The 19,814-nt window shown below is 36.1% G+C and carries 16 protein-coding genes and 2 pseudogenes; 13 read left to right on the top strand and 5 right to left on the bottom strand.

What is annotated here, in order from left to right:
* Positions 1-55 precede the first annotated feature (55 nt).
* Positions 56-1,009 carry a PTS sugar transporter subunit IIC gene (locus C7K42_RS01280; protein WP_231834369.1) on the top strand — a complete coding sequence of 318 codons (954 nt, stop codon included), beginning with the start codon at positions 56-58 and terminating at the stop codon, positions 1,007-1,009.
* A gap of 55 nt (positions 1,010-1,064) precedes the next feature.
* Here C7K42_RS01280 and C7K42_RS01285 read toward each other — a convergent pair whose 3' ends face one another.
* Positions 1,065-1,949: a DUF368 domain-containing protein gene (locus C7K42_RS01285; protein WP_014124604.1), complete on the bottom strand. Its 885-nt coding sequence runs from the start codon at positions 1,947-1,949 to the stop codon at positions 1,065-1,067.
* 205 nt (positions 1,950-2,154) lie between these two features.
* Here C7K42_RS01285 and C7K42_RS01290 point away from each other — a divergent pair, with 205 nt between their 5' ends.
* The 5 genes from C7K42_RS01290 to C7K42_RS01310 all read left to right on the top strand — a co-directional run bounded on the left by C7K42_RS01290 (position 2,155) and on the right by C7K42_RS01310 (position 7,000).
* Positions 2,155-3,030: an AraC family transcriptional regulator gene (locus C7K42_RS01290; protein ID WP_014124605.1), complete on the top strand. Its 876-nt coding sequence runs from the start codon at positions 2,155-2,157 to the stop codon at positions 3,028-3,030.
* Positions 3,031-3,192: 162 nt separating this feature from the next.
* Complete coding sequence (locus C7K42_RS01295; protein ID WP_103099679.1) at positions 3,193-4,266, top strand: Gfo/Idh/MocA family protein; 1,074 nt, start codon at positions 3,193-3,195, stop codon at positions 4,264-4,266.
* A gap of 14 nt (positions 4,267-4,280) precedes the next feature.
* A complete protein-coding gene (locus C7K42_RS01300; protein WP_103099678.1) occupies positions 4,281-4,991 on the top strand; it encodes a ThuA domain-containing protein in 711 nt (236 codons plus the stop codon).
* The gene (locus C7K42_RS01305) at positions 4,988-5,956 is read left to right on the top strand and encodes a sugar phosphate isomerase/epimerase family protein (RefSeq protein WP_103099677.1); all 969 of its coding nucleotides are present in this window, start codon (positions 4,988-4,990) and stop codon (positions 5,954-5,956) included. Before C7K42_RS01300 ends, C7K42_RS01305 begins: the two co-directional genes overlap by 4 nt.
* Before the next feature lie 12 nt (positions 5,957-5,968).
* A complete protein-coding gene (locus tag C7K42_RS01310; RefSeq protein ID WP_103099676.1) occupies positions 5,969-7,000 on the top strand; it encodes a Gfo/Idh/MocA family oxidoreductase in 1,032 nt (343 codons plus the stop codon).
* Positions 7,001-7,108: 108 nt separating this feature from the next.
* Here C7K42_RS01310 and C7K42_RS01315 read toward each other — a convergent pair whose 3' ends face one another.
* Positions 7,109-8,647, bottom strand: coding sequence for an IS1182 family transposase (locus C7K42_RS01315; protein WP_124175380.1), 1,539 nt, complete (start codon positions 8,645-8,647; stop codon positions 7,109-7,111).
* 374 nt (positions 8,648-9,021) lie between these two features.
* On the opposite strand from C7K42_RS01315, the gene C7K42_RS01320 reads away from it, so the two are divergent.
* The 4 genes and pseudogenes from C7K42_RS01320 to C7K42_RS01335 all read left to right on the top strand — a co-directional run.
* Positions 9,022-9,126: a putative holin-like toxin gene (locus C7K42_RS01320; protein WP_371873736.1), complete on the top strand. Its 105-nt coding sequence runs from the start codon at positions 9,022-9,024 to the stop codon at positions 9,124-9,126.
* A 385-nt stretch (positions 9,127-9,511) separates the two neighbouring features.
* On the top strand, positions 9,512-10,987 hold the full coding sequence (locus C7K42_RS01325; protein ID WP_103099749.1) for a PTS transporter subunit EIIC: 1,476 nt from the start codon (positions 9,512-9,514) through the stop codon (positions 10,985-10,987).
* A 60-nt stretch (positions 10,988-11,047) separates the two neighbouring features.
* Positions 11,048-11,479 (top strand): PTS sugar transporter subunit IIA, encoded by a 432-nt coding sequence (locus C7K42_RS01330; RefSeq protein WP_014124614.1) that lies wholly within the window; start codon positions 11,048-11,050, stop codon positions 11,477-11,479.
* A 633-nt stretch (positions 11,480-12,112) separates the two neighbouring features.
* Positions 12,113-12,292 (top strand): annotated as a pseudogene (locus C7K42_RS01335) (V-type ATP synthase subunit D); the annotation flags it as partial.
* A gap of 76 nt (positions 12,293-12,368) precedes the next feature.
* Here the strand turns inward: C7K42_RS01335 and C7K42_RS01340 are convergent.
* From C7K42_RS01340 to C7K42_RS01350, 3 genes and pseudogenes are all read right to left on the bottom strand, one after another.
* Positions 12,369-13,999 (bottom strand): annotated as a pseudogene (locus C7K42_RS01340) (peptide ABC transporter substrate-binding protein).
* On the bottom strand, positions 13,996-14,325 hold the full coding sequence (locus tag C7K42_RS01345; protein ID WP_014124619.1) for a cupin domain-containing protein: 330 nt from the start codon (positions 14,323-14,325) through the stop codon (positions 13,996-13,998). The pseudogene C7K42_RS01340 and the gene C7K42_RS01345 overlap by 4 nt, the downstream one beginning before the upstream one ends.
* 307 nt (positions 14,326-14,632) lie before the next feature.
* Positions 14,633-15,415 (bottom strand): MurR/RpiR family transcriptional regulator, encoded by a 783-nt coding sequence (locus tag C7K42_RS01350; protein WP_103083775.1) that lies wholly within the window; start codon positions 15,413-15,415, stop codon positions 14,633-14,635.
* A gap of 152 nt (positions 15,416-15,567) precedes the next feature.
* Here C7K42_RS01350 and C7K42_RS01355 point away from each other — a divergent pair, with 152 nt between their 5' ends.
* The 3 genes from C7K42_RS01355 (at position 15,568) to C7K42_RS01365 (ending at position 19,616) form a co-directional block, all read left to right on the top strand.
* Positions 15,568-16,944 carry a glycoside hydrolase family 1 protein gene (locus C7K42_RS01355; RefSeq protein ID WP_041591805.1) on the top strand — a complete coding sequence of 459 codons (1,377 nt, stop codon included), beginning with the start codon at positions 15,568-15,570 and terminating at the stop codon, positions 16,942-16,944.
* A gap of 11 nt (positions 16,945-16,955) precedes the next feature.
* Positions 16,956-18,248: a PTS sugar transporter subunit IIC gene (locus tag C7K42_RS01360; protein ID WP_103099750.1), complete on the top strand. Its 1,293-nt coding sequence runs from the start codon at positions 16,956-16,958 to the stop codon at positions 18,246-18,248.
* 150 nt (positions 18,249-18,398) lie between these two features.
* Entirely contained in the window at positions 18,399-19,616 is a 1,218-nt protein-coding gene (locus C7K42_RS01365; RefSeq protein ID WP_103083773.1) for an ArgE/DapE family deacylase, read from the top strand.
* The last annotated feature ends 198 nt before the right edge of the window (positions 19,617-19,814 follow it).

Here is a 19,814-nt window from a genome sequence, read left to right on the forward strand (position 1 = left end):
TGTTTTAAGCTTTTTTGGTACGACTCAAGATGCTATTCCTGATGCCGTCATGCTTTTGTTGGATGTTTTAACAGATACAGTGTTTTCTTTCTTACCAGCGCTAATTTGTTGGTCGGCGTTTAAAAAATTTGGCGGAACACCTATCGTCGGTTTTGTGATCGGTTTAATGCTGGTTTCGCCTTTACTACCTAATGCTTATGAGGTGGCAGATGCAAGTAGTAATGTTGAAGCTGTGATGGCTTTTGGCTTTATCCCGATCACTGGTTATCAAGGAAGTGTATTGACTGCTCTAGTTATCGGTTACTTGGGCTCGAAACTAGAGATTGCTACAAGAAAGGTGATGCCACAAGCTCTAGATATGATGTTTTCCCCATTTGTCGTGATTGCTGTAATGCTAATTACTGCTTTATTAATCCTAGGCCCTATACTACATCTTGTAGAAAACGGTCTCGTTTATGTAGTTGAAGCATTTATCCATGTACCTTTTGGTATTGGTGGTTTAGTCATCGGTTTTATTTATCCATTAGCTGTTATGACCGGTATGCATCACTTATTTATTACAATTGAAACGGCACTTTTGGGCTCAACTGGATTTAATCCATTGATTACGATATGTGCAATGTATGGATTTGCCAATGCGGCAGTTTGTTTTGCGATTAGTACAAGAGCTAAAAAAAGTCATGTAAAAGTTATTGGTACAAGTGCTGGTGTTACGCAATTACTCGGGGTTAGTGAACCCGGTTTATTCGGGATTACACTACGCTATGGTACAAGACCTTTAGCTGCTATGTTAGCAGGTTCTGCAATTGGTGGCGCTGTGCTATCTATGTTAGGGATTCAAGCGAATTCTTATGGTCTAGCAGTTATTTTATCTCCATTAATGTATATTTATGATCCATATCAATTAATTACTTATATTGCAGTAGGCGTTTTGACCTTTATTTTGACTTTTATCATCACTTATCTTTTTGCCGTTCCTAAAGAATTATTGGTTCCAGATACAGAATAAACAAAAAAATAAGCTTTACCGTTTTATTTAGTCGGTAAAGCTTATTTTTTACGTGCTAACTACTTTTATTTCCTAAAAGATAAGTGAGCCCGAACCCAACAATAGCAAGCAGTACAGACATTACTACTGTAAAAATACTAAAGGAGGAAGCCTCCAAAGTTAAACTAGAAAAAATAGCAATAGGAGAGGCCAGTACAAGACCGAAAATACCAGCGTAAGTGTAACTTGGAAAATGTCTAAACATCTGATCGATAAGTTTGCTAATAATGGCTATTCCAAATAACATTCCTATCCCAAAAAAAGAACAATAAATACCAAAAGTTAGAATCTCATTGATGTCAACAGCTCGTAGGGCATCGATAAAACCGTTGATCATGGCAAGGAAAGCTTGATACCATCCCAAAATCAACATGACTAAGGAACCACTAATTCCAGGAATCACCATTGAAGCAGAAGCGATAATTCCGATAAAAAACAGACCGAATAATGTAGGGAATTCAAGTGATAGTTCGTGTGTTGAAGTCCCCGATACTTCAGCAACACCCATCCAAGCAACTAAAACAAACATTGCTAGAAAAATAATCCAATGAGAATAATTGATTTTATTTTTTTGTAGATATAGTGAGGAACGAAATTCCTTCCACAAGATCGGAAAGCCACCTAAAATTAAACCGGTAAAAGTTGCAGCAGTGACTAAAGGATAGAAATCAAAAAGATAAGTGATCATCCTTGAAAAAAGCGCAACACCGAGTAATAATCCTATAAGAAGAGGAATAAAAAAGCGGAGACTTTTTTTCATTTCAGATTTTATAGTAGCGATGGAACGAATGATATCGTCATAGATTCCTAAAGAAACAGCAATTGTCCCTCCAGAAAGACCGGGGACGATGTTTGCTACTCCCATAAAGATTCCTTTTATGATTAGCCATATATTTTTCATCCAAATAATCTCCTAATTATATAATTTTTATTTATTTTAGCATAATTTTATATTTATCGGGATGCTTGTTATTCTATTTTTTGAAGTAAGCGTAATCACTTAAAGAATTTCTATAAAATGCTAGTTTTTTATCCTAATATTCATTAAAATAAAAGAAAAGGCATACATGAATTTTTTAGCTAAATTTATGTAAAAGAGGTTGTTTATGAGTGTATATTTAGAAATTCCACAACTAGACCAGCATTTCCCTTACCGGATGTTAGTAAATGATGGAATGACCATCGTTTATCCGCATTGGCATAAAGAAATAGAAATAATTTATGCCAAATCAGGTAGAGTGAATATCGGTCTTGATGGAAAAGTGATCACCTTAGAAGAGGGAGAAATGATTTATTTTGCCAGTGGTCAACCCCACTATTTTTTAGCTTCTCCGGAAAGTGTGCGCTATGTTTATCAATTTGATTTGAAATTATTCGACGAGTCTGTTTTACGAAAGAATGAAAAGAATTCTTTGTTTTCTTTATTTGAAGAAGGACAACGTCATAGTCGCTATTGGTCTGAAGAATTTGCGGAAACAATGCGAGGACTATTATTAGAATTATTTGAACTAGAAAATAATGAGTCTCCGGGGAAAAACTACTTCATTTTGGCGTTATTACATCGTTTAATTGGAGAGTGCTACCGCTTTTTGCCAAAACAAAAAATAGTAAAAAACAAAAAGGTCCCTAATGCTATCCAGCAAAAAGAAACACTACAACGTTTGAATAAAGTATTTGATTATATCGAGAATTACTATCAAGAAGTTATTACTATTGATGATGTGGCCCGTTATGTTGGGTTTAGCCCTTATTATTTCACACGTTTTTTTAAAGCCAATACAGGGCAAACTTTTATGCAATTTTTGACAGAATATCGAGTAAATCAAGCACAGTTTATTTTGGGAAATGAAAAATTACCTATGGCAGAAGTAGCGGAAAAAGCTGGTTTTGCTAGTGTTAAGACTTTTCATCATGTCTTTAAAGGGGCTGTGGGCCATTCACCTTTACAATATCAAAAAATGATGAGTTATTTGTCATCTTGAAAATTTTTTTAGTCTGGGCCGACTGCTCCAGGCTTTTTTAATACCCAAAAGAATAAAAAAGCAATATTCAGGAATTTTTCCTTATAAAAGCAGGAAGAATCACGAATAGCTCTTCGTTATAATAAATATATGAAATATAAAAACGATTTCAGGAGGGAAGCTATGTCTGTAAAAGTTGGTATTATTGGTTGTGGTGGAATTGCTGAAGGGAAACATTTACCGGCGTTATCGCAAATTGAAGAGGTAGAACTTGTCGCTTTTTGTGATATTAAAGTAAAAAAAGCAGAAAAAGCCAATAAAGAATATGGTAGCGTAAATGCAAAAGTATTCGAGGATTATAATAAAATGCTTAACTCGGTTGAATTGGATGTTGTACATGTACTAACACCTAATAACGCGCACGCAGAGATCTCGATTGCCGCAATGCAAGCAGGAAAACAAGTAATGTGTGAAAAACCCATGGCAAAAACAGCAGAAGAAGCACAAAAAATGATCGAAGCTTCCAAAAAAACTGGTAAGAAGTTAACGATCGGCTATCAAAATCGTTTCAGAAAAGACGCGCAATATTTACATGAAGTTTGCCAAGAAGGTGAATTAGGCGAAATTTATACAGCAAAAGCCCATGCGATTAGACGGCGGGCAGTTCCTACTTGGGGCGTTTTTTTGGACGAACAAGCACAAGGTGGAGGACCTTTGATCGATATTGGTACCCATGCGCTAGATCTAACCTTGTGGATGATGGATAACTATAAACCTAAGTATGTAGTAGGTAATGCTTATCATAAATTATCTGAGACAAAAAATGCCGCCAATGCTTGGGGTCCTTGGGATCCAGATGAATTTAATGTAGAGGATTCAGCTTTTGGGTTTGTTGCTATGGAAAATGGCGCGACCATTTTTCTAGAAGCCAGCTGGGCCTTAAATAGTTTAGATGTTAAAGAAGCAAAAACGACCTTAATGGGCACCAAAGCTGGTGCGGATATGAATGATGGTTTGACCATCAATGGCGAAGACCACGGCTTACTTTATGATAAAAAAATTCAATTAGAAACTGGTGGTGTTGACTTTTACGACGAAGAAGGAGAGGATCCTGCTTTATTGGAAGCTCAAGCCTGGATTGATGCAGTCATAAATGATACGGAGGTAGTTGTTAAACCAGAAGAAGCTTTAACTGTAACAGAGATATTAGAAGCAATTTATCAATCATCTAAGACTGGAGAACCTGTTTATTTGTAAAAGAGGTGAAAGTGTTGATTAGAGTAACGATTTGGAATGAATTTCGTCATGAAAAAACCGATGAAGCCGTTCAGAAAGTGTATCCGGAAGGCATCCATAAACAGTTAGCGACAATTTTTGGTCAAAATTATTTTGTAAAAACAGCTACGCTAGATGAGCCAGAACATGGTTTGACGGAAAAGGTATTAGCAGAAACGGACGTTTTATTATGGTGGGGGCATATTGCTCATGACGAGGTTGATGACGCGATTGTAAATAGAGTACACGAGCGTGTTTTAGAAGGTATGGGCTTAATTATTCTGCATTCAGGACATTTCTCAAAAATATTTAAAAAACTGATGGGCACAACATGTGATTTAAAATGGCGAGAAGATGGTCAGTCTGCCTGTCTTTGGAATGTAAATCCTAGCCATCCGATTGTGGCGGGTGTGGGTGAATTTATCGATCTCAAACAAGAAGAGATGTATGGAGAGCACTTCGATATTCCAGCACCTGATGAACTTATTTTTATTAGTGCTTATCCAGGAAGTGAAGTTTTTCGGAGTGGTTGTGTTTTTCGTCGCGGTAACGGTAAGATTTTTTATTTTCAGCCTGGACATGAAACTTACGACAGCTATTACAATGAAAAAGTACAAAGAGTGATAAACAATGCTGTAGAGTTTTGTGCACCTACTGAAAACAGTCGTCCCTATTACGGTCATTACAAAGGAGAAGATAGAAAATGAAATTAGGCGTATTTACACCATTATTTAATAATTTAACATTTGATGAGATGATAGAAGAAGCTGCACATAAAGGTTTGGAAGCAGTTGAAATCGGTACTGGAGGTTCTCCAGGCAATGCTCATTTAGATATTGATAAATTATTAGCAAGTAGCGATGCACGTAAAGAATATTTGCATAAATTACAAGATAAAGGCCTAGAAATTTCGGCTTTAAGTGCGCATCATAACCCAATTTCAGCTAAAAAAGAAGTTGCGCAAGAAGGCGATGAATTATTACGTAAAACAATTAAATTAGCTAATTTAATGAATGTTCCTGTCGTTAATGGTTTTTCTGGCGTATCCGGAGGCAATCCGACCGATACAGCTAATAATTGGCCGGTTATTCCTTGGCCAAGTGCTTATTCAGATATTTATAAGTATCAATGGGAAGAAAAATTGATTCCTTACTGGAAAAAAATCAATGAAGAAGCTGAAGCGGCAGGAATAAAAATCGGCATTGAACTGCATGGTGGTTTCTTATTACACACACCTTATACTATGTTACGTTTACGTGAAGAAACCGGTAAAGCCATCGGATGTAATCTAGATCCAAGTCATATGTGGTGGCAAGGGATTGATCCTGTTGCAGCAGTGAAAATTCTAGGCAAAGAACAAGCGATCCACCATTTCCATGCTAAAGATACTTTCTTGGATCAAGACAACATCAATATGCATGGACTAACGGATATGCAATCATACAACAAGGTTGAATCACGCGCCTGGACTTTTCGAACAGTTGGTTATGGTCATGACATGAAAGTCTGGTCAGATATGATTTCTGCATTACGTATTTATGGTTATGATCATGTTTTAAGTATTGAACACGAAGATCCCATTATGTCGATTGATGAAGGATTGACCAAAGCGATTAAGAATTTAAAAGGTGTAATGATTAAAGAAGAACCATCTGAAATGTGGTGGGCATAAGGAGACGTGTAAATGGCAGCAGTAAATTTTGCAATTATAGGTTACGGTGGCATGGGTAGTTATCATGAAAAGAACTTAATGTTTTCCGAAAAAGAAAAGATCAACTTAGTAGGCGTTTACGACATCTTAGAAGAAAGACAAGAAGTGGCTCGTGCAAAAGGTTTATCCACCTATGAAAGTTTTGAAGAAGTTCTAGCTGATGAAAGAATAGAAGCGGTGTTGATTGCTGTTCCTAACGATCTGCATAAAAGTATGAGTATCGCTGCATTAAAAGCAGGAAAACATGTGGTTTGCGAAAAACCAGCAACTTTAAATACGGAGGAATTTGATGAAATTCTTGCCGTTGCAGCAGACACTGGCAATCGTTTTATTGTTCACCAAAATCGACGATGGGACCCGGACTTTTTAATTGTAAGGGACCTGTATCAAAGTCAGCCGATTGGTTCAGTATTTCAAATCGAATCACGTGTAAATGGCGCTAACGGTATTCCAGGCGATTGGCGTCATCTAAAAAAACACGGCGGTGGCATGCTTTTGGATTGGGGGATTCACTTATTAGATCAGATGCTTTGGCTGGTTGATTCACCGATTAAAGATGTCCAAGTAGATTTTAGTTATGTTTTAGGAGATGAAGTCGACGATGGCTTTATTAGTTTTATTACTTTCGAAAACGGTATAAAAGCAATTGTTGAAGTCGGAACCACAAATTATGTGAAGTTGCCGCGATGGTATGTTAAAGCAACAGAAGGTACCGCTCGAATCGATGATTGGGATCTTTCCGGAGAGATGGTTCGTGCTGTACAAACTTCAAATGAAATAATGCCACAACCAATTCAAGCGGGCGTCGGTTTAACAAAAACTATGGCGCCACCTTCAGAAGATGCAACAGAAACATTAAGCTTACCCAAAGCATCCGCTGAGTATGATAGCTTTTACAGCAATGTTTATCATGTCATCCGTGATGATGCTACACCTATTGTAAAAAATACAGAAGTGCGTAATGTATTACAGTTGATTGAACAGATGTTTGAACAAGAAGAATAAAATAAATGAGGCTGGGACAAAAAGCCTAACCTAACTTTGAATCACAAAAAAATCCGGGAAAGTTTGTATGAACTAACAAACTTCCCCGGATTTTTCCTTTTTCTTTCCTTATTTCTCTTTTCTTTTATGGTATTTTCGTAGATTATTCGCCATAAAGATCAGTTGGGTTTCATTTTCCACCTTAGATTGCCCACGGACAGAAAATCGAGTGAAACCTAAATTCGCCTTCACTTGTCCAAAGGCGGGTTCCACATCGATTTTACGCTGTCCGTAACGTTTCGCGCCTTCTTTTGATGAAAGCTTTTCTTTGATTTTTAATTTGTGGGCTTCATAGTCGTAGTTTATCCATAAAGACTTTTTCCCGTTTTGATAAAAAGGGTCCGTTGAGCGATAAACATGAGAAAACCTTACATATCCGGTGTTCGTTTTCTGCCGTCGAATATAATTAAAGGCGTAATACGTCCCATCGGGATGGACATAAGCATTTTCTTCTTGTATGTAGGTCCAGTTGGCTAAATTTTTTTCTGATTGAAGATATTTCCATTTTTGCTCTTTTTCATACATGCCATATTTTACGATTCCCGTCCAAGGTGAACTTTCTAGGAATTCAAGATTCTCTTGGCTGCCATAGCCAGCATCTGCGACCACATAGGTCGAAGGTTTTACGCTCTCTGGAAAAGTATTCATAAAAGGAATCAATGTTTGGGTATCCGTTGGATTGGGATAAATTTGGGTATGCAAAACGAACTGGTTTTCTGTCGCAATTTGCACATTATAACCAGCTTTCAATTGCCCATTCATCATAGCGTCATCTTTCATACGCATAAAAGTTGCGTCGGGATCGGTTTTAGAAAAACTATTTCGTCCTTTAAACGTTTTATAATACCTTTCGTATTTCTGCTCTCTGGGAATAAAATCATTATGACATTGGTTTCGGTACTTTTTTAACTGACGACGTTTTTTCTTTAAAGAGCTGCTTTGTTCTTTCTTTGTAATCGTTTGTAATTCTTCGTTTACTTTTTCAATTTCTTCTTGTAAAAGATCATTTAACGTGAAAATTTCTTCTTTTGTAAATGCGTCGTTATTTTCTCGTATCATTTCCTGTTCGATCAAAGGCGCGATTTCTTCCTCATAAATTTTCATTTCTTTTTCTTTTAATTTAGGATAGAAGCGATCGACCGCTTTCTTCCAAACAAAAGTATACTTATTCGCGTTCGCTTCCACTTTTGTTCCGTCGATGTATACGGCCTGCCCTTCAATGAGTTTCTCTTGCTTTAAACGAGTCGAAAACGTACAGTATAAATCTTGAAGCACTTTTTTCGTTTCTTCCGAAACTCTAAATCGATTAAGCGTGCGATAAGAAACGATCGTTTGTGCCGTAAGCCATTGCATAGCTAAGTTTTCTTGCATCATTTTTTCAATTTTACGTCCGGAAAAAATGCCTTCACTGTACGCAAAAAGTAACGCTTTAAGAAGGATCTTAGGATGAAAAGCAGGTCGACCCAAGTCATTTTTGATCAACTCATAAGATCGTGTATCCAAGTCTTCCACAACTTGATGAATGGAATAAACTAGGTGATTTTCTGGCAAGAAACTTGATATTTCTAATGGCAAGACGGTTTGGTTCATGGTATAGTGGGTATACATAAGAAACGTCCTTTCTGTTTTTGGTTATGGTGACTTTAGTATAGCAGAAAAGGCGTTTCTTTTGTGTACATATGATAGAAGAAAAGTTCCGAAAAGTAATCTTTATCGTTACTTCTCGGAACTTTCTATTTAAGAAGGGATGATTTTTGTCCCAGCCTCATTTTATTATAAAGTGACCTATATAGTTTTTAAATGTAGCGCTGAAACAGTTTGAGAAAAATTTTTTTAAAATGGTATGCTCAAATTTTAGTAGGATCAAAACATTTTATATGTTATTATATTTGTAACAGTAAAGTTTATGGCGGTGGCTATCTTTTTGAAAGGTGATGGTGCTTATGAAAATAGCACTGAAATCTATAGAAAGGAGATGCCCGTTGTCTGTCGCTGAAGCGATAGAGCTAATGATCAGTTTCGGTTTGTTAATCGCAACTGTGATCTTTGGCATTCTATCCATAGTGAAAAATGGCAATAAAAAATAACCGTCAACTTTAGCGAAGGGACGGTTATTTTAATAAACCTTTGCCACCGGCTTAAACGGTGCTGTTGGAGGGCGTAATTACTACGTCCTCTTTTCACTTATAGTGTAACAAAGGATCTCAAAAAACTCAACTCAATTGAGTTACTCTATAACTTTTTTAGTATTGACTATATCGACGATTTTTTTGAATAAATACTAAAAATAATACTTGCAATAGAAAGCGGTTCATGATAATTTGTTAATAGACATTTAAAGGACTGTTACTGGGATGGACCAGGCATAACCTAAATAAATTAACATAAGACAAAAAAGTTTACGCTATTTTTGTATTGTGTGTTTATTTAGGTTTTTTATTTTGTTAAAAAAATAAGGGAGAAGGTTCGATTATGAGTAAAGATAATTATGATGAACTAGCTCGTGATATCGTCGACCATGTTGGCGGCGAAGAAAATGTAGCTGGATTGCGTCACTGTGTTACCCGTTTGCGCTTTAATTTAAAAGACGAAAATAAAGCGGATACAGATTATTTGAAAAATAGAGATGGTGTTGTAACGGTCATGAAAAGTGCTGGGCAATACCAAGTTGTTATCGGAGAACAGGTAGCAGAGGTTTATGAAGCAATCGTAAACCAAACAAGCATAGGTGGCGACACTTCTGCTAGTGAAACCAGTGATGGTGGCAATGAAAATGATAATCGTAATGTACTAGATAAGTTTATTGATTTTATTTCAGGTGTCTTTCAACCATTTTTGATGGCTTTAGCTGCAACTGGGATGATCAAAGGTCTTGTAGCGTTATTAGGTACAGTAGGTGTTGATCCAGAAAGTGGCGTATATCAAGTGCTAAATTTCGCCGGCGATGGATTTTTCCAATTCTTGCCAGTGATGGTGGCGATAACTGCAGCTCGTAAATTAAATATGAATGAATTTACAGCTTTAGCAATTGCGGTGGCTTTTTTACACCCAGAAATCAATAATTTGATGACTGGAGATGTCATGTATACCTTGTTTTCCGGTACAGCATTTGAGTCGCCAATTTACTCCACTTTCTTAGGAATTCCGATTATTATGCCGCCTAACGGTTATTATTCCGCAATTATCCCTATATTAGTTTCTGTATGGTTAGGTTCTGTGGTAGAAAAGGGGATAAAAAATATTATCCCAGGTGTTGTTCGTTCTTTCTTAACGCCATTTTTCACAGTGATGATCGTTTTTGTGATTTCCTTGATCGTGATTGGACCCATTGCTAATTGGGCCTCAGCATTAGTCGGACAATTCTTCCTTGTTGTTCAAGGATTCAGTCCATTGCTATTTGGTGCTTTACTAGCTGTTGCTTGGCAATTATTGGTTATCTTTGGCCTGCATTGGGGTATTGTACCGATTATGTTTATCTTACTAGCTGAACAAGGTTATGAATCGATTGGCCCTGCCATGGTTTCATCAACATTTGGTGTATTAGGTGTTGTAATTGCTCTGCTTATCAAATCTAAAGCTAAAAAAGTTCGAGATATTGCTTTACCAGGTGCGATTTCACTGGTATTTGGTGTATCAGAACCTACAATTTATGGCTTAATGTTACCAATGAAACGTTCTTTCTTGTACGCATTAATTGGTAATGCAGTTGGTGGTGCTTATATCGGGGCTATGAGTGTAGTAGGTTATCGGACAGGCGGTTTAGGTGTATTTTCAATCTTTAATACAATTAACCCTAGTGGTAGCTTAGATATGAATTTTTGGAATGTCATTATCGGTTTTACTTTGTGTACTGTCGTTGGTTTTGTACTTCAAATGATGTTCCCAGTACCATCTATAGACGGCAATGGCGATGAAGGACAAAGTGAAAATATCAAAAGCGATGAATAAGGTCTAGCAAGCAAAGAAGAGTTACAAGAAAGCGCCAAAGAAGATATCATTGCGAGTCCCATGCAAGGACAACTTGTTCCAATGAGCGAAGTGAGTGATGAAGTCTTTTCAAGTGAAGCTCTAGGAAAAGGCGTTGCAATTAAACCTGAAATTGGTGAGGTAAGAGCACCAGCTAATGGTATTATCTCAACGCTATTTCCGACTGGCCATGCGGTTGGTATGACAACTGATGAAGGGACAGAAATTCTCATTCATATTGGCTTAGACACTGTTGAATTAGAAGGAAAATACTATGAAATTAGTGCAGAACAAGGTCAACAAGTAAAAGCAGGGGATTTATTAATCAAATTTGATAAAGAGGGTGTAGAAAGTGAAAACTATGACACTATTACACCCGTCGTAATTACAAATTCTGCTGAGTTTCAAACGATCGACGTAACCGAAGAAACACAAGTTACACCAGGAGATTATTTGTTGACGGCGGTGAAATAAATAGTAGTTAGTTTTCCCGCATCTCGAGCAATGAAGTCTGCAAAAAAACTATGGATTAATTCGTTTTTTTAGCGATTGTCCGTAGTTTTTTATATAGTAGTGAATCTTAACGCAAGTAAAAGAAGCAATTAGTTTTATCAGAAATCATAGCGCTGCTAAGCAGAGGATACGAATACTAAAAAGAAAAGAGATGGATATTTCAAGTTTAGAAAATTCCTACGATAACGCAAAGTTGCATCAATTTTTATCTGATATCAAAGCTTTACAGAAGCAGTGGGTGGAAACAGACAGCTGAGCAATGGGAAGACATTCAATCTTATTTGAAAACCTCCAAGATCTAGTATGAAATAAATGATACGCGCAAGAACGAGCTGTTTTTTAGTGGGCTATTTTTAAAACAGAAGAAGCGGCGATAAGAAAACAATTAAATGAACTGGGCGTTTTATTTGAACAAAATCCTTATGAAAGTCTCCTAAAAAGATGCTAACAGATGCAAAAGATAAGCAGTACCGTTTGTGGAAAAAAACAAAAAGAGATGACCAAACAAATTGGTAAATTGCGACAGCAAGTTTTTTGTTTGCAACTAAATGAAAAAATTTTACTGATTAAAATTCAGCGGGCAAAAGCCAAAGAAAATCTTGTCAACTTCTGTCTGACGAAATCGAAAAAACACGAAGACGTGTGAACGCTTTGGAATATATGACAATTCCTGAGTTGGAAGAAACAATTTATTACATTCGAATGAAGTTAGAAGAAGACGAACGTGCGGGTGTTACAAGAATGATTAAGGTAAAAAATATGCGAAATGATTAAACAATATAAAAAATTGCGGAGCGACGAAAAATGTCTATCCGCAATTTTTTATTTTAAATTTTTAAGAAGAACGTAATTATTCTCTATGAACATCTTTCAATGTAACAGGAGCAGCAAAGGTATGGTAATTCATTCCTGAGATATCACTATTTTGTAGGACGGATTGCTGATTTTGACTAATCGAAATCATACCGGCTGTATCTTCCATTACTTCTTTTTCGGCCGCAATTAATGTCTCCCAGCGTTTTACTGGATCGTTGGCGTATTTTCCAGATGCATCATCTAAAAGTTGATCATAAGTTTCGTTGGAATAATTTCGATCATTACCCGAATATAAGGTATTTAAAGTTGAAATTGGATCTTTATAATCAGGTGTCCAGTAGATTAAAAACATGTCGTAATCACTATCGCGAGCTAAATTTAACGCAGATTCAGTGGGCATTGATTTCACATTGACTGTTAGCCCGTCAAAAAGGTCCTGCCATTGATATTGAATGCTTTCTCCCATTTTTTATAGTTTCCTTCATCAGTTACAAGCAGCTCTAATGTTATTTCGTCTCCTAGTTCTTCTTGTGCTTTTTCCCAATAGGAGAGGGCTTGATCTTTATCATAATTCATTAAATCCGCTGCATCTTCTCGGAAATCCTCGCCCGTTTCTGGATGGGAGATAAAATCTTTTGTTATTGCGCCATGTAAGGGTTCAGATCCATCGGCAATAACATTATTTACTAAGTTTTCCTTATCAACTCCCAGGGCTAATGCCTTACGCAGATCTTCGTTTTTTAGTGGTGTATCTTTACCCGCTCGCTCTTGGTTTAAACGAATATAATTCATTGTAGCAGTAGGGTAATCTTCAAAGTCCTCGTGATTCAAATTCTGTCTAGCCATTTCTCCAGTCAGTGTTGCGACATCTAATTGACCGTCGTTATATAAATTTAAAGCCGTTGAGGATTCTTTTACTACATCATAATGAATTTTATCAGCTTTCACATTTTCTTGATCCCAATATTTATCATTTTTCGCTAGTTCCCAATCCGTTTGAGATTGGTCCCAGTTTTCTACGACAAACGGTCCATTGTAAACCACGGTTTCGCTACTGCTGCCATAATCTTCTCCGAACTCTTCAATAGCATTTTGGTTTTGGGGAAAGAAAGTAGGAAATGCTAATAAAGAAGTAAAATAGGGCGTTGCTTCATTCAAATGAATTTCCAGTGTGTGATCGTCAAGTGCTTCAACGCCAAGTTCATCCACTTCTTTTTCTCCTTCTGAAATCGCTTCGGCATTTTCCATCGTATCTATTAACAAGAAGCTGTATTCCAAGGCATTTTCTGGATCAATCATTTTTTTCCAGGCAGCTTCAAAGTCATCTGCAGTGACCGGGTCATCATTTGACCAGCTAGCATCTTCCCTTAATTGGATGGTATATGTTTTCCCGTCTTCAGAAATCTCTGGCATTGCTTCTGCGACTGCGGGAATCACTTCATCTTCTTCATCGAGTGCATACAGTCCTTCAAAAGCCGCAGTTTGCACAATAGCGTCAGGAAAATCAAGCATATTCGAAGTATCAAGCGTTGTTAGTTCGGATTCAGACATAAGACGAATCGGTTGATTTTCTTGTTCTGCTTCATTCGTTTTCCCAGTTGAACAGCCAGAAAGAATAAGTAACGTTATAAATAGGCAACTTTTAGTTAACATGGCTTTTTTCATTTACTTTTCCTCCTTTCTTTCAATAAAAACCAAACAACAACAGCGGGCTCGTTGCTGTCATTATAATTTATATGTCCTTCGTTTTTTTCAATCAATTGGGCATCTCCAGCTTTTCCTACAATGTCTTCTCCGTTTTCTAAAACTGTGTGTGCTAGTCCCGAAATAATATAAGAGAATTCATCTTGCTTATGGTAAGAGTATCCTTGTTTTGGATGTTTTTCTCCTGGTTGTAATGTAATCAAACCCATTGTGATATCTGGATTCGGCTGATTTGTTGAATCGAAAAAGTGATTCATCTTACTTTTAAGTGTTGGTTTTAAATGCATGAAAGCCTACTAAAAAGTATATTTAAGCCTATCATACCGGAAACTAGGCGATTGTCAACATAATAATCTGAATAGGTTTAATTTTCTGAAAAATAATGATGTACTTATCTTAGTTTGATAGAAATAGTTAAACTAACAAAACATCTAAAAGGAGAATTGTGGAAAACTTCTTTGTTAATTTTTCTTTTTTATCTGCGATAATAAGTTTTTACTGGAAAGATGAGTAAATACGATTATTTTATAAGGCCCGAAATGTTTCACATACTGAAAAACATTTTGGCCTTTTGAAATAAATAAATTGAAATGTTTATTTATTTTTTAGTATATAATAATTCCCTAATAATTCTACAAAAGCTAGCAATTTATATTTACCTGTCCGTTCTAAGTCATGATCACCAAGGGTCACAACTGTATCGAACAAAGAAGATAGTTTCATATGTGAATTTTGAGTAATTAAAATATTTGAGGCCTTTGAATTAATGATCGATAATGTTAAATCTTTTTGCATGACTAGCGATCCCTCCAAAGAGACAACAATTGCTAGGTCATTTTTTTCTAATTGCGGAATGATTTCATGTTGTTTCCTATTGTCTACCGGGTATATGGCTTCTTTACCACAGTTTAAAAGAATGGTTTGTAAAACCATAGTGATATTTCCGGGTATCAAGGTGGAGAATAGATAAACTCGCCGGCATTCATGTATTTTATTACTTACTTTTTCGACTTGTTTTGAGTCAAAGTTATCAATAAAAGCGTGAAATTCTTGTCCTACTGTTTGTAACTCATTTAATAATAACTGACTCGTGCTTTGTTTTTCATTTCTAGCTAAAAGGTCAAGTTCTAGTTCGTTTTCTTCAAGTTGAATTAAAAAATAATCTTTTTTAAACTCAGTAAATCCTGTATAACCTAATTTTTTAGCAAAACGTGTAACACTTGCTTCAGAAAGATGACAGGATTTAGCAATATCAGTAATAGTAATGGTCTTCTGATAAAGGTTTTTCAAAAGATATTGGGCAATAAGATATTCTGTATCTTTAGTTTGATAATGATTTAAAATATCTTGTAAAGAAAGAATTAATCCTCCACTCATAATATGCACACCCCCTTGTCTGAATTGTATCTTTAATTTTCACAAATTGAAAGTTAGAACTAATATATGAAAGTGCAATAACAAATCCGAAAATGAAAGCGCTATTTATCGTGCTATGATTAAATTAACAACTGATGAAAGGGAGAATTCAAATGAAATTACGTGAAAATTTTTATTGGGGAAATTCTGTATCCAGTATGCAGACAGAAGGTGCTTGGAATGAAGGAGGAAAGGGGAAGTCTGTCTACGATACTAGAGAAGCTAGCGAGAATGCTTCTGATTGGAAAGTAGCAACTGATTCTTATCATCGTTATCTAGAGGATTTTGATTATATGCAAGATTTAGGCATGAATATGTATCGCTTTCAAATTTCTTGGAGCCGGGTAGACCCAACGGGCAATGGAGAATGGAATGAAGAAGGGATCGCTTTTTACGATCAATTTATTGATGAGCTAATCAGCCGTGGTATCGAACCGATGATTTGTCTGTATCATTTTGACATGCCTTTACATCTGGCTGAGACTTATAATGGTTTTATTTGCAAGGAAGTAGTCGATGCTTTTGTTCGTTATGGCAAAGAGATGGTCGATCGATTTGGTCATAAAGTGAAGCACTGGTTAACGTTTAATGAACAAAATATTTTTAGCATGCCGGAGGAAAGCTTTATCGTTTCGGGCTATTTGACAGGCGAAAAAACCTTGGAGAAATTATATCAAATTCAACATAATACTATGGTTTGTCATGCTAGTATTGCTAACTATATTCACGAAATAACAGATGCTCAGATCAGCGGGATGCTTGCGTATCAAGAAGTTTATCCTGCGACTAGTCATCCTGAAGATGTCCGTTTAGCACGTGAACTTGATGAATTTATGAATCATCATTATTTGGAAATGTACACTTATGGCAAACGTTCAGACTCTTATTTGCAGTTTATTAAAAATCGCCAATTTGATTTAGCTATTACTGAAAATGAATTGGCTGAAATTAGTAAGCTAAGAAGTGACTATTTAACCTTTAGCTATTATTCTAGTACAACAATTGATCATAAGCTGGTTCCCCAAAGTGCAGCTCCTAATGAATATATACAATTTGGTAAAAAGGATAATCCTTATATTGATACCACAGAATGGAATTGGCAGATCGATCCTAATGGTTTTCGTGATATTTTAAATAAAATATACCAGCGCTACAATTTACCTGTCTTTCCAATTGAAAATGGTATTGGTGTGATAGAAGAGTGGAATGGCAAGGATCCAATCGAAGATGACTACCGTATTGATTATCACAAAGAACACCTACTCGCTTTATTAAGAGCAGTTAATGAAGACGGGGTCGAGGTGCTAGGCTATCTTGGCTGGGGTTTAATTGACATTTTAAGCTCACAGGGTGATATGCGCAAACGTTATGGTGTGGTCTATGTTAATCGAGAAAATCACGATTTAAAAGATTTAAAACGTGTGCCAAAGAAAAGTTACGATTGGTTTAAAAAGGTCATTCAAACGAATGGTGACTATCTTTTGAAATGAGGAGATAAAAAATGAATAGTAAATTTATGGATAAATTTGTAGAAATGGCTTCGAAAATTGGGAATCAAGTTCATTTGCGATCCTTACGCGATGCCTTTGCCACAATCATTCCTATGTTTATTTTGGCAGGTTTGGCTGTGTTAATTAATAATGTTTTGTTTCCTTTTATTTTTTCTGGAGAAACTTTAGCGGTAGCTCAGGATTTCGGCAATAGTATTAATAATGGGACACTCAATATCGCTGGATTATTGTTGTGTCCAACCATTGCTTATTTTTTGTCATCAAATAAAGGATTTGCTAACCCGATTTCAGCGGCTGTGGTTTCACTGGCAACTTATATTACTATTATGCCTTTAGCAGTAGAGGTGCCATTTAATGAAGATACCATCGAAACGACTGGGGCTTTAACTTATGCCAATTTGGGTACAGAAGCAATGTTTGTGGGCATTATTATAGGACTTTTAGCAACAGAACTATTACTATCCTTAAATAAAAGTAAAGCTTTACAAATTAACTTAGGTGAACAAGTTCCTCCAGCTGTCTCAAAATCTTTTAGTACGATGTTGCCCGCTATTATTACTGTTTCCCTATTTGTGGCACTTTCTTTACTTTTACAGATTACAGTTAATATGGATCTAATCACTTTAATTGTGACGCTAATTCAACAGCCATTACGGAGCGTGGGAACAAGTTTGATTGGTTGGCTATTCTTATATAGTTTTGGAAATCTATTGTTTACTTTTGGGATTCATCAATCTGTGATTAATGGTCCTTTTACTGAGCCTTTTCTAACGCAAAATATTAATGAAAATATGATTGCTTATTCTCAAGGAACAGAACCTCCCAATATTTTAACGATTAGCTTCCAAACGTCTTTTGCACAGATGGGAGGAACCGGTGCGACCTTTTGCCTGTTAATTGCAATTCTTATATCTTCACGGATGAAGCCATATCGGGAGGTCGCTAAGCTAAGTTTAGCACCAGGCTTATTTGAAATTAATGAGCCGATGATTTTTGGTTTACCTATAGTTTTTAATATTCCGATGATTATTCCATTTGTTATTGTTCCTATTGTACAAGCCTTAGTTGCTTACGCTGTGACCGCAATAGGTTTGGTTAGTAAGACTGTGGTCTTTATTCCTTGGGTCACACCGCCTGTCATCAGTGGTTATCTAGCAACTGCCGGTGATTGGCGTGCACCTATTTTACAAATTTTATTAATTGCGATAGGTGTAATGATTTATTTACCATTTTTAAAAGTTAGTGAACGTGTATTGAAACGTCAAGCTGAGATGAATAGTTAAATAAATAAAACAGTAAGAATGCGACGATAAACTTTTGTCATTCTTACTGTTTTATTTATTCATCTATTTAATGGGGACTTATTTTTTGTTAATTATTGATAAAAAGCGTTATAATTTAATTGTTTACAATTTATAAAGAGGCGATTATTAATGGATAAGAAGAAAAAGATCGATTTACTTTCTGAGCTGATTCAAGTAAAGTCAGTCAATGGGGACGAAAAAGACGTAGCTGAAATTTTAAAAAGAGAGTTAGATGACGCGGGGATTGCTAATGAAATTTTACCTTTTGGCAATAACCGAGCAAACTTAGTTGCAACACTTGGTCATGGTCATCCTGTATTAGCTGTTTCTGGCCATATGGATGTGGTTGAAGCTGATAAAGAGAATTGGGATACTGATCCATTTGAATTGGTCGAAAAGGACGATATGTTTTACGGCCGTGGTGTGACGGACATGAAAGCTGGTTTAGCGGCTTTAGTTATTGCTATGATAGAATTAAAAGAAGCAGGTACTCAACTGAATGGAACAATTAAGTTACTAGCAACTGGTGGCGAAGAAGTGGGTCAACCAGGTGCAGAAAAACTGACAGAGCAAGGCTACATGAAAGATGTTGATGCTTTATTAATTGCCGAACCAAGTGGCTATCGTTGTGTTTACGCAAATAAAGGTGAATTAAATATCACCATCGATTCTAAAGGACAAGCAGCACACAGCTCCATGCCAAAAGCTGGCGTAAATGCGGTTGAACATCTACTACATGTATTAAATACAATTGAAAATAAAGTTAAACAAGCAACCGATGGTATTGAAAATGAAGTACTAGGAGATACGGTATTTAATATTGATGTCATTCATGGCGGAAATCAAATTAATGCAATCCCAGCTTCAGCTCAGGCTCAAATTAATATGCGAACGATCCCTGAATTTACTAATGATCAACTAGAATCAATCTTTAAAGAAACAATTGCTGATTATAATCAAGATACCGATGCGCAAATTGATTACACAGTAACGATGAATACGATAGCTATTACTGGAAATAAAGACTCTTCTTTGATTCGTTTAATTCAAAAAATTGGAACACCGTATCTGCAAAATCAAGGAATGTCAGAAGAAGAAATCAAACAAGCTAAAAAATCAGCGGAGTTAACGGGAATGAAATTTTCCGCCGATGAAATTTTAACGATGGGTGTTTCTGGCGGAACAGACGGTTCGAAATTCTTGATCAATCAACCCAACGGATTTGATTATACGATGTTTGGTCCAGGTAATGATACGATGCATAAAGATAATGAAAGTCTATCTAAACCAATGTATTTTGATTATATTGAAATGTATAAACAACTATTTAGCCAATATTTAAAATAAGTAGCTTAAGTATTGCTGAAAAAAGCAAGTGAATGTAGCCTAGCAATAGGTCATTTACTTGCTTTTTTTTATTGTTATTAATTATACATAGTCACACTGTTTTAGATTTCAGTGTATTTGAAGCTGGGAATTTTCCCGCGATATAGGAAAAATATGGAAATTAGAAGTACAGTCCCATTTACTTTGAAACCCCTATCA

The sequence above is a fragment of the Tetragenococcus halophilus subsp. halophilus DSM 20339 genome (genome assembly GCF_003841405.1).
Taxonomy (GTDB): domain Bacteria; phylum Bacillota; class Bacilli; order Lactobacillales; family Enterococcaceae; genus Tetragenococcus; species Tetragenococcus halophilus.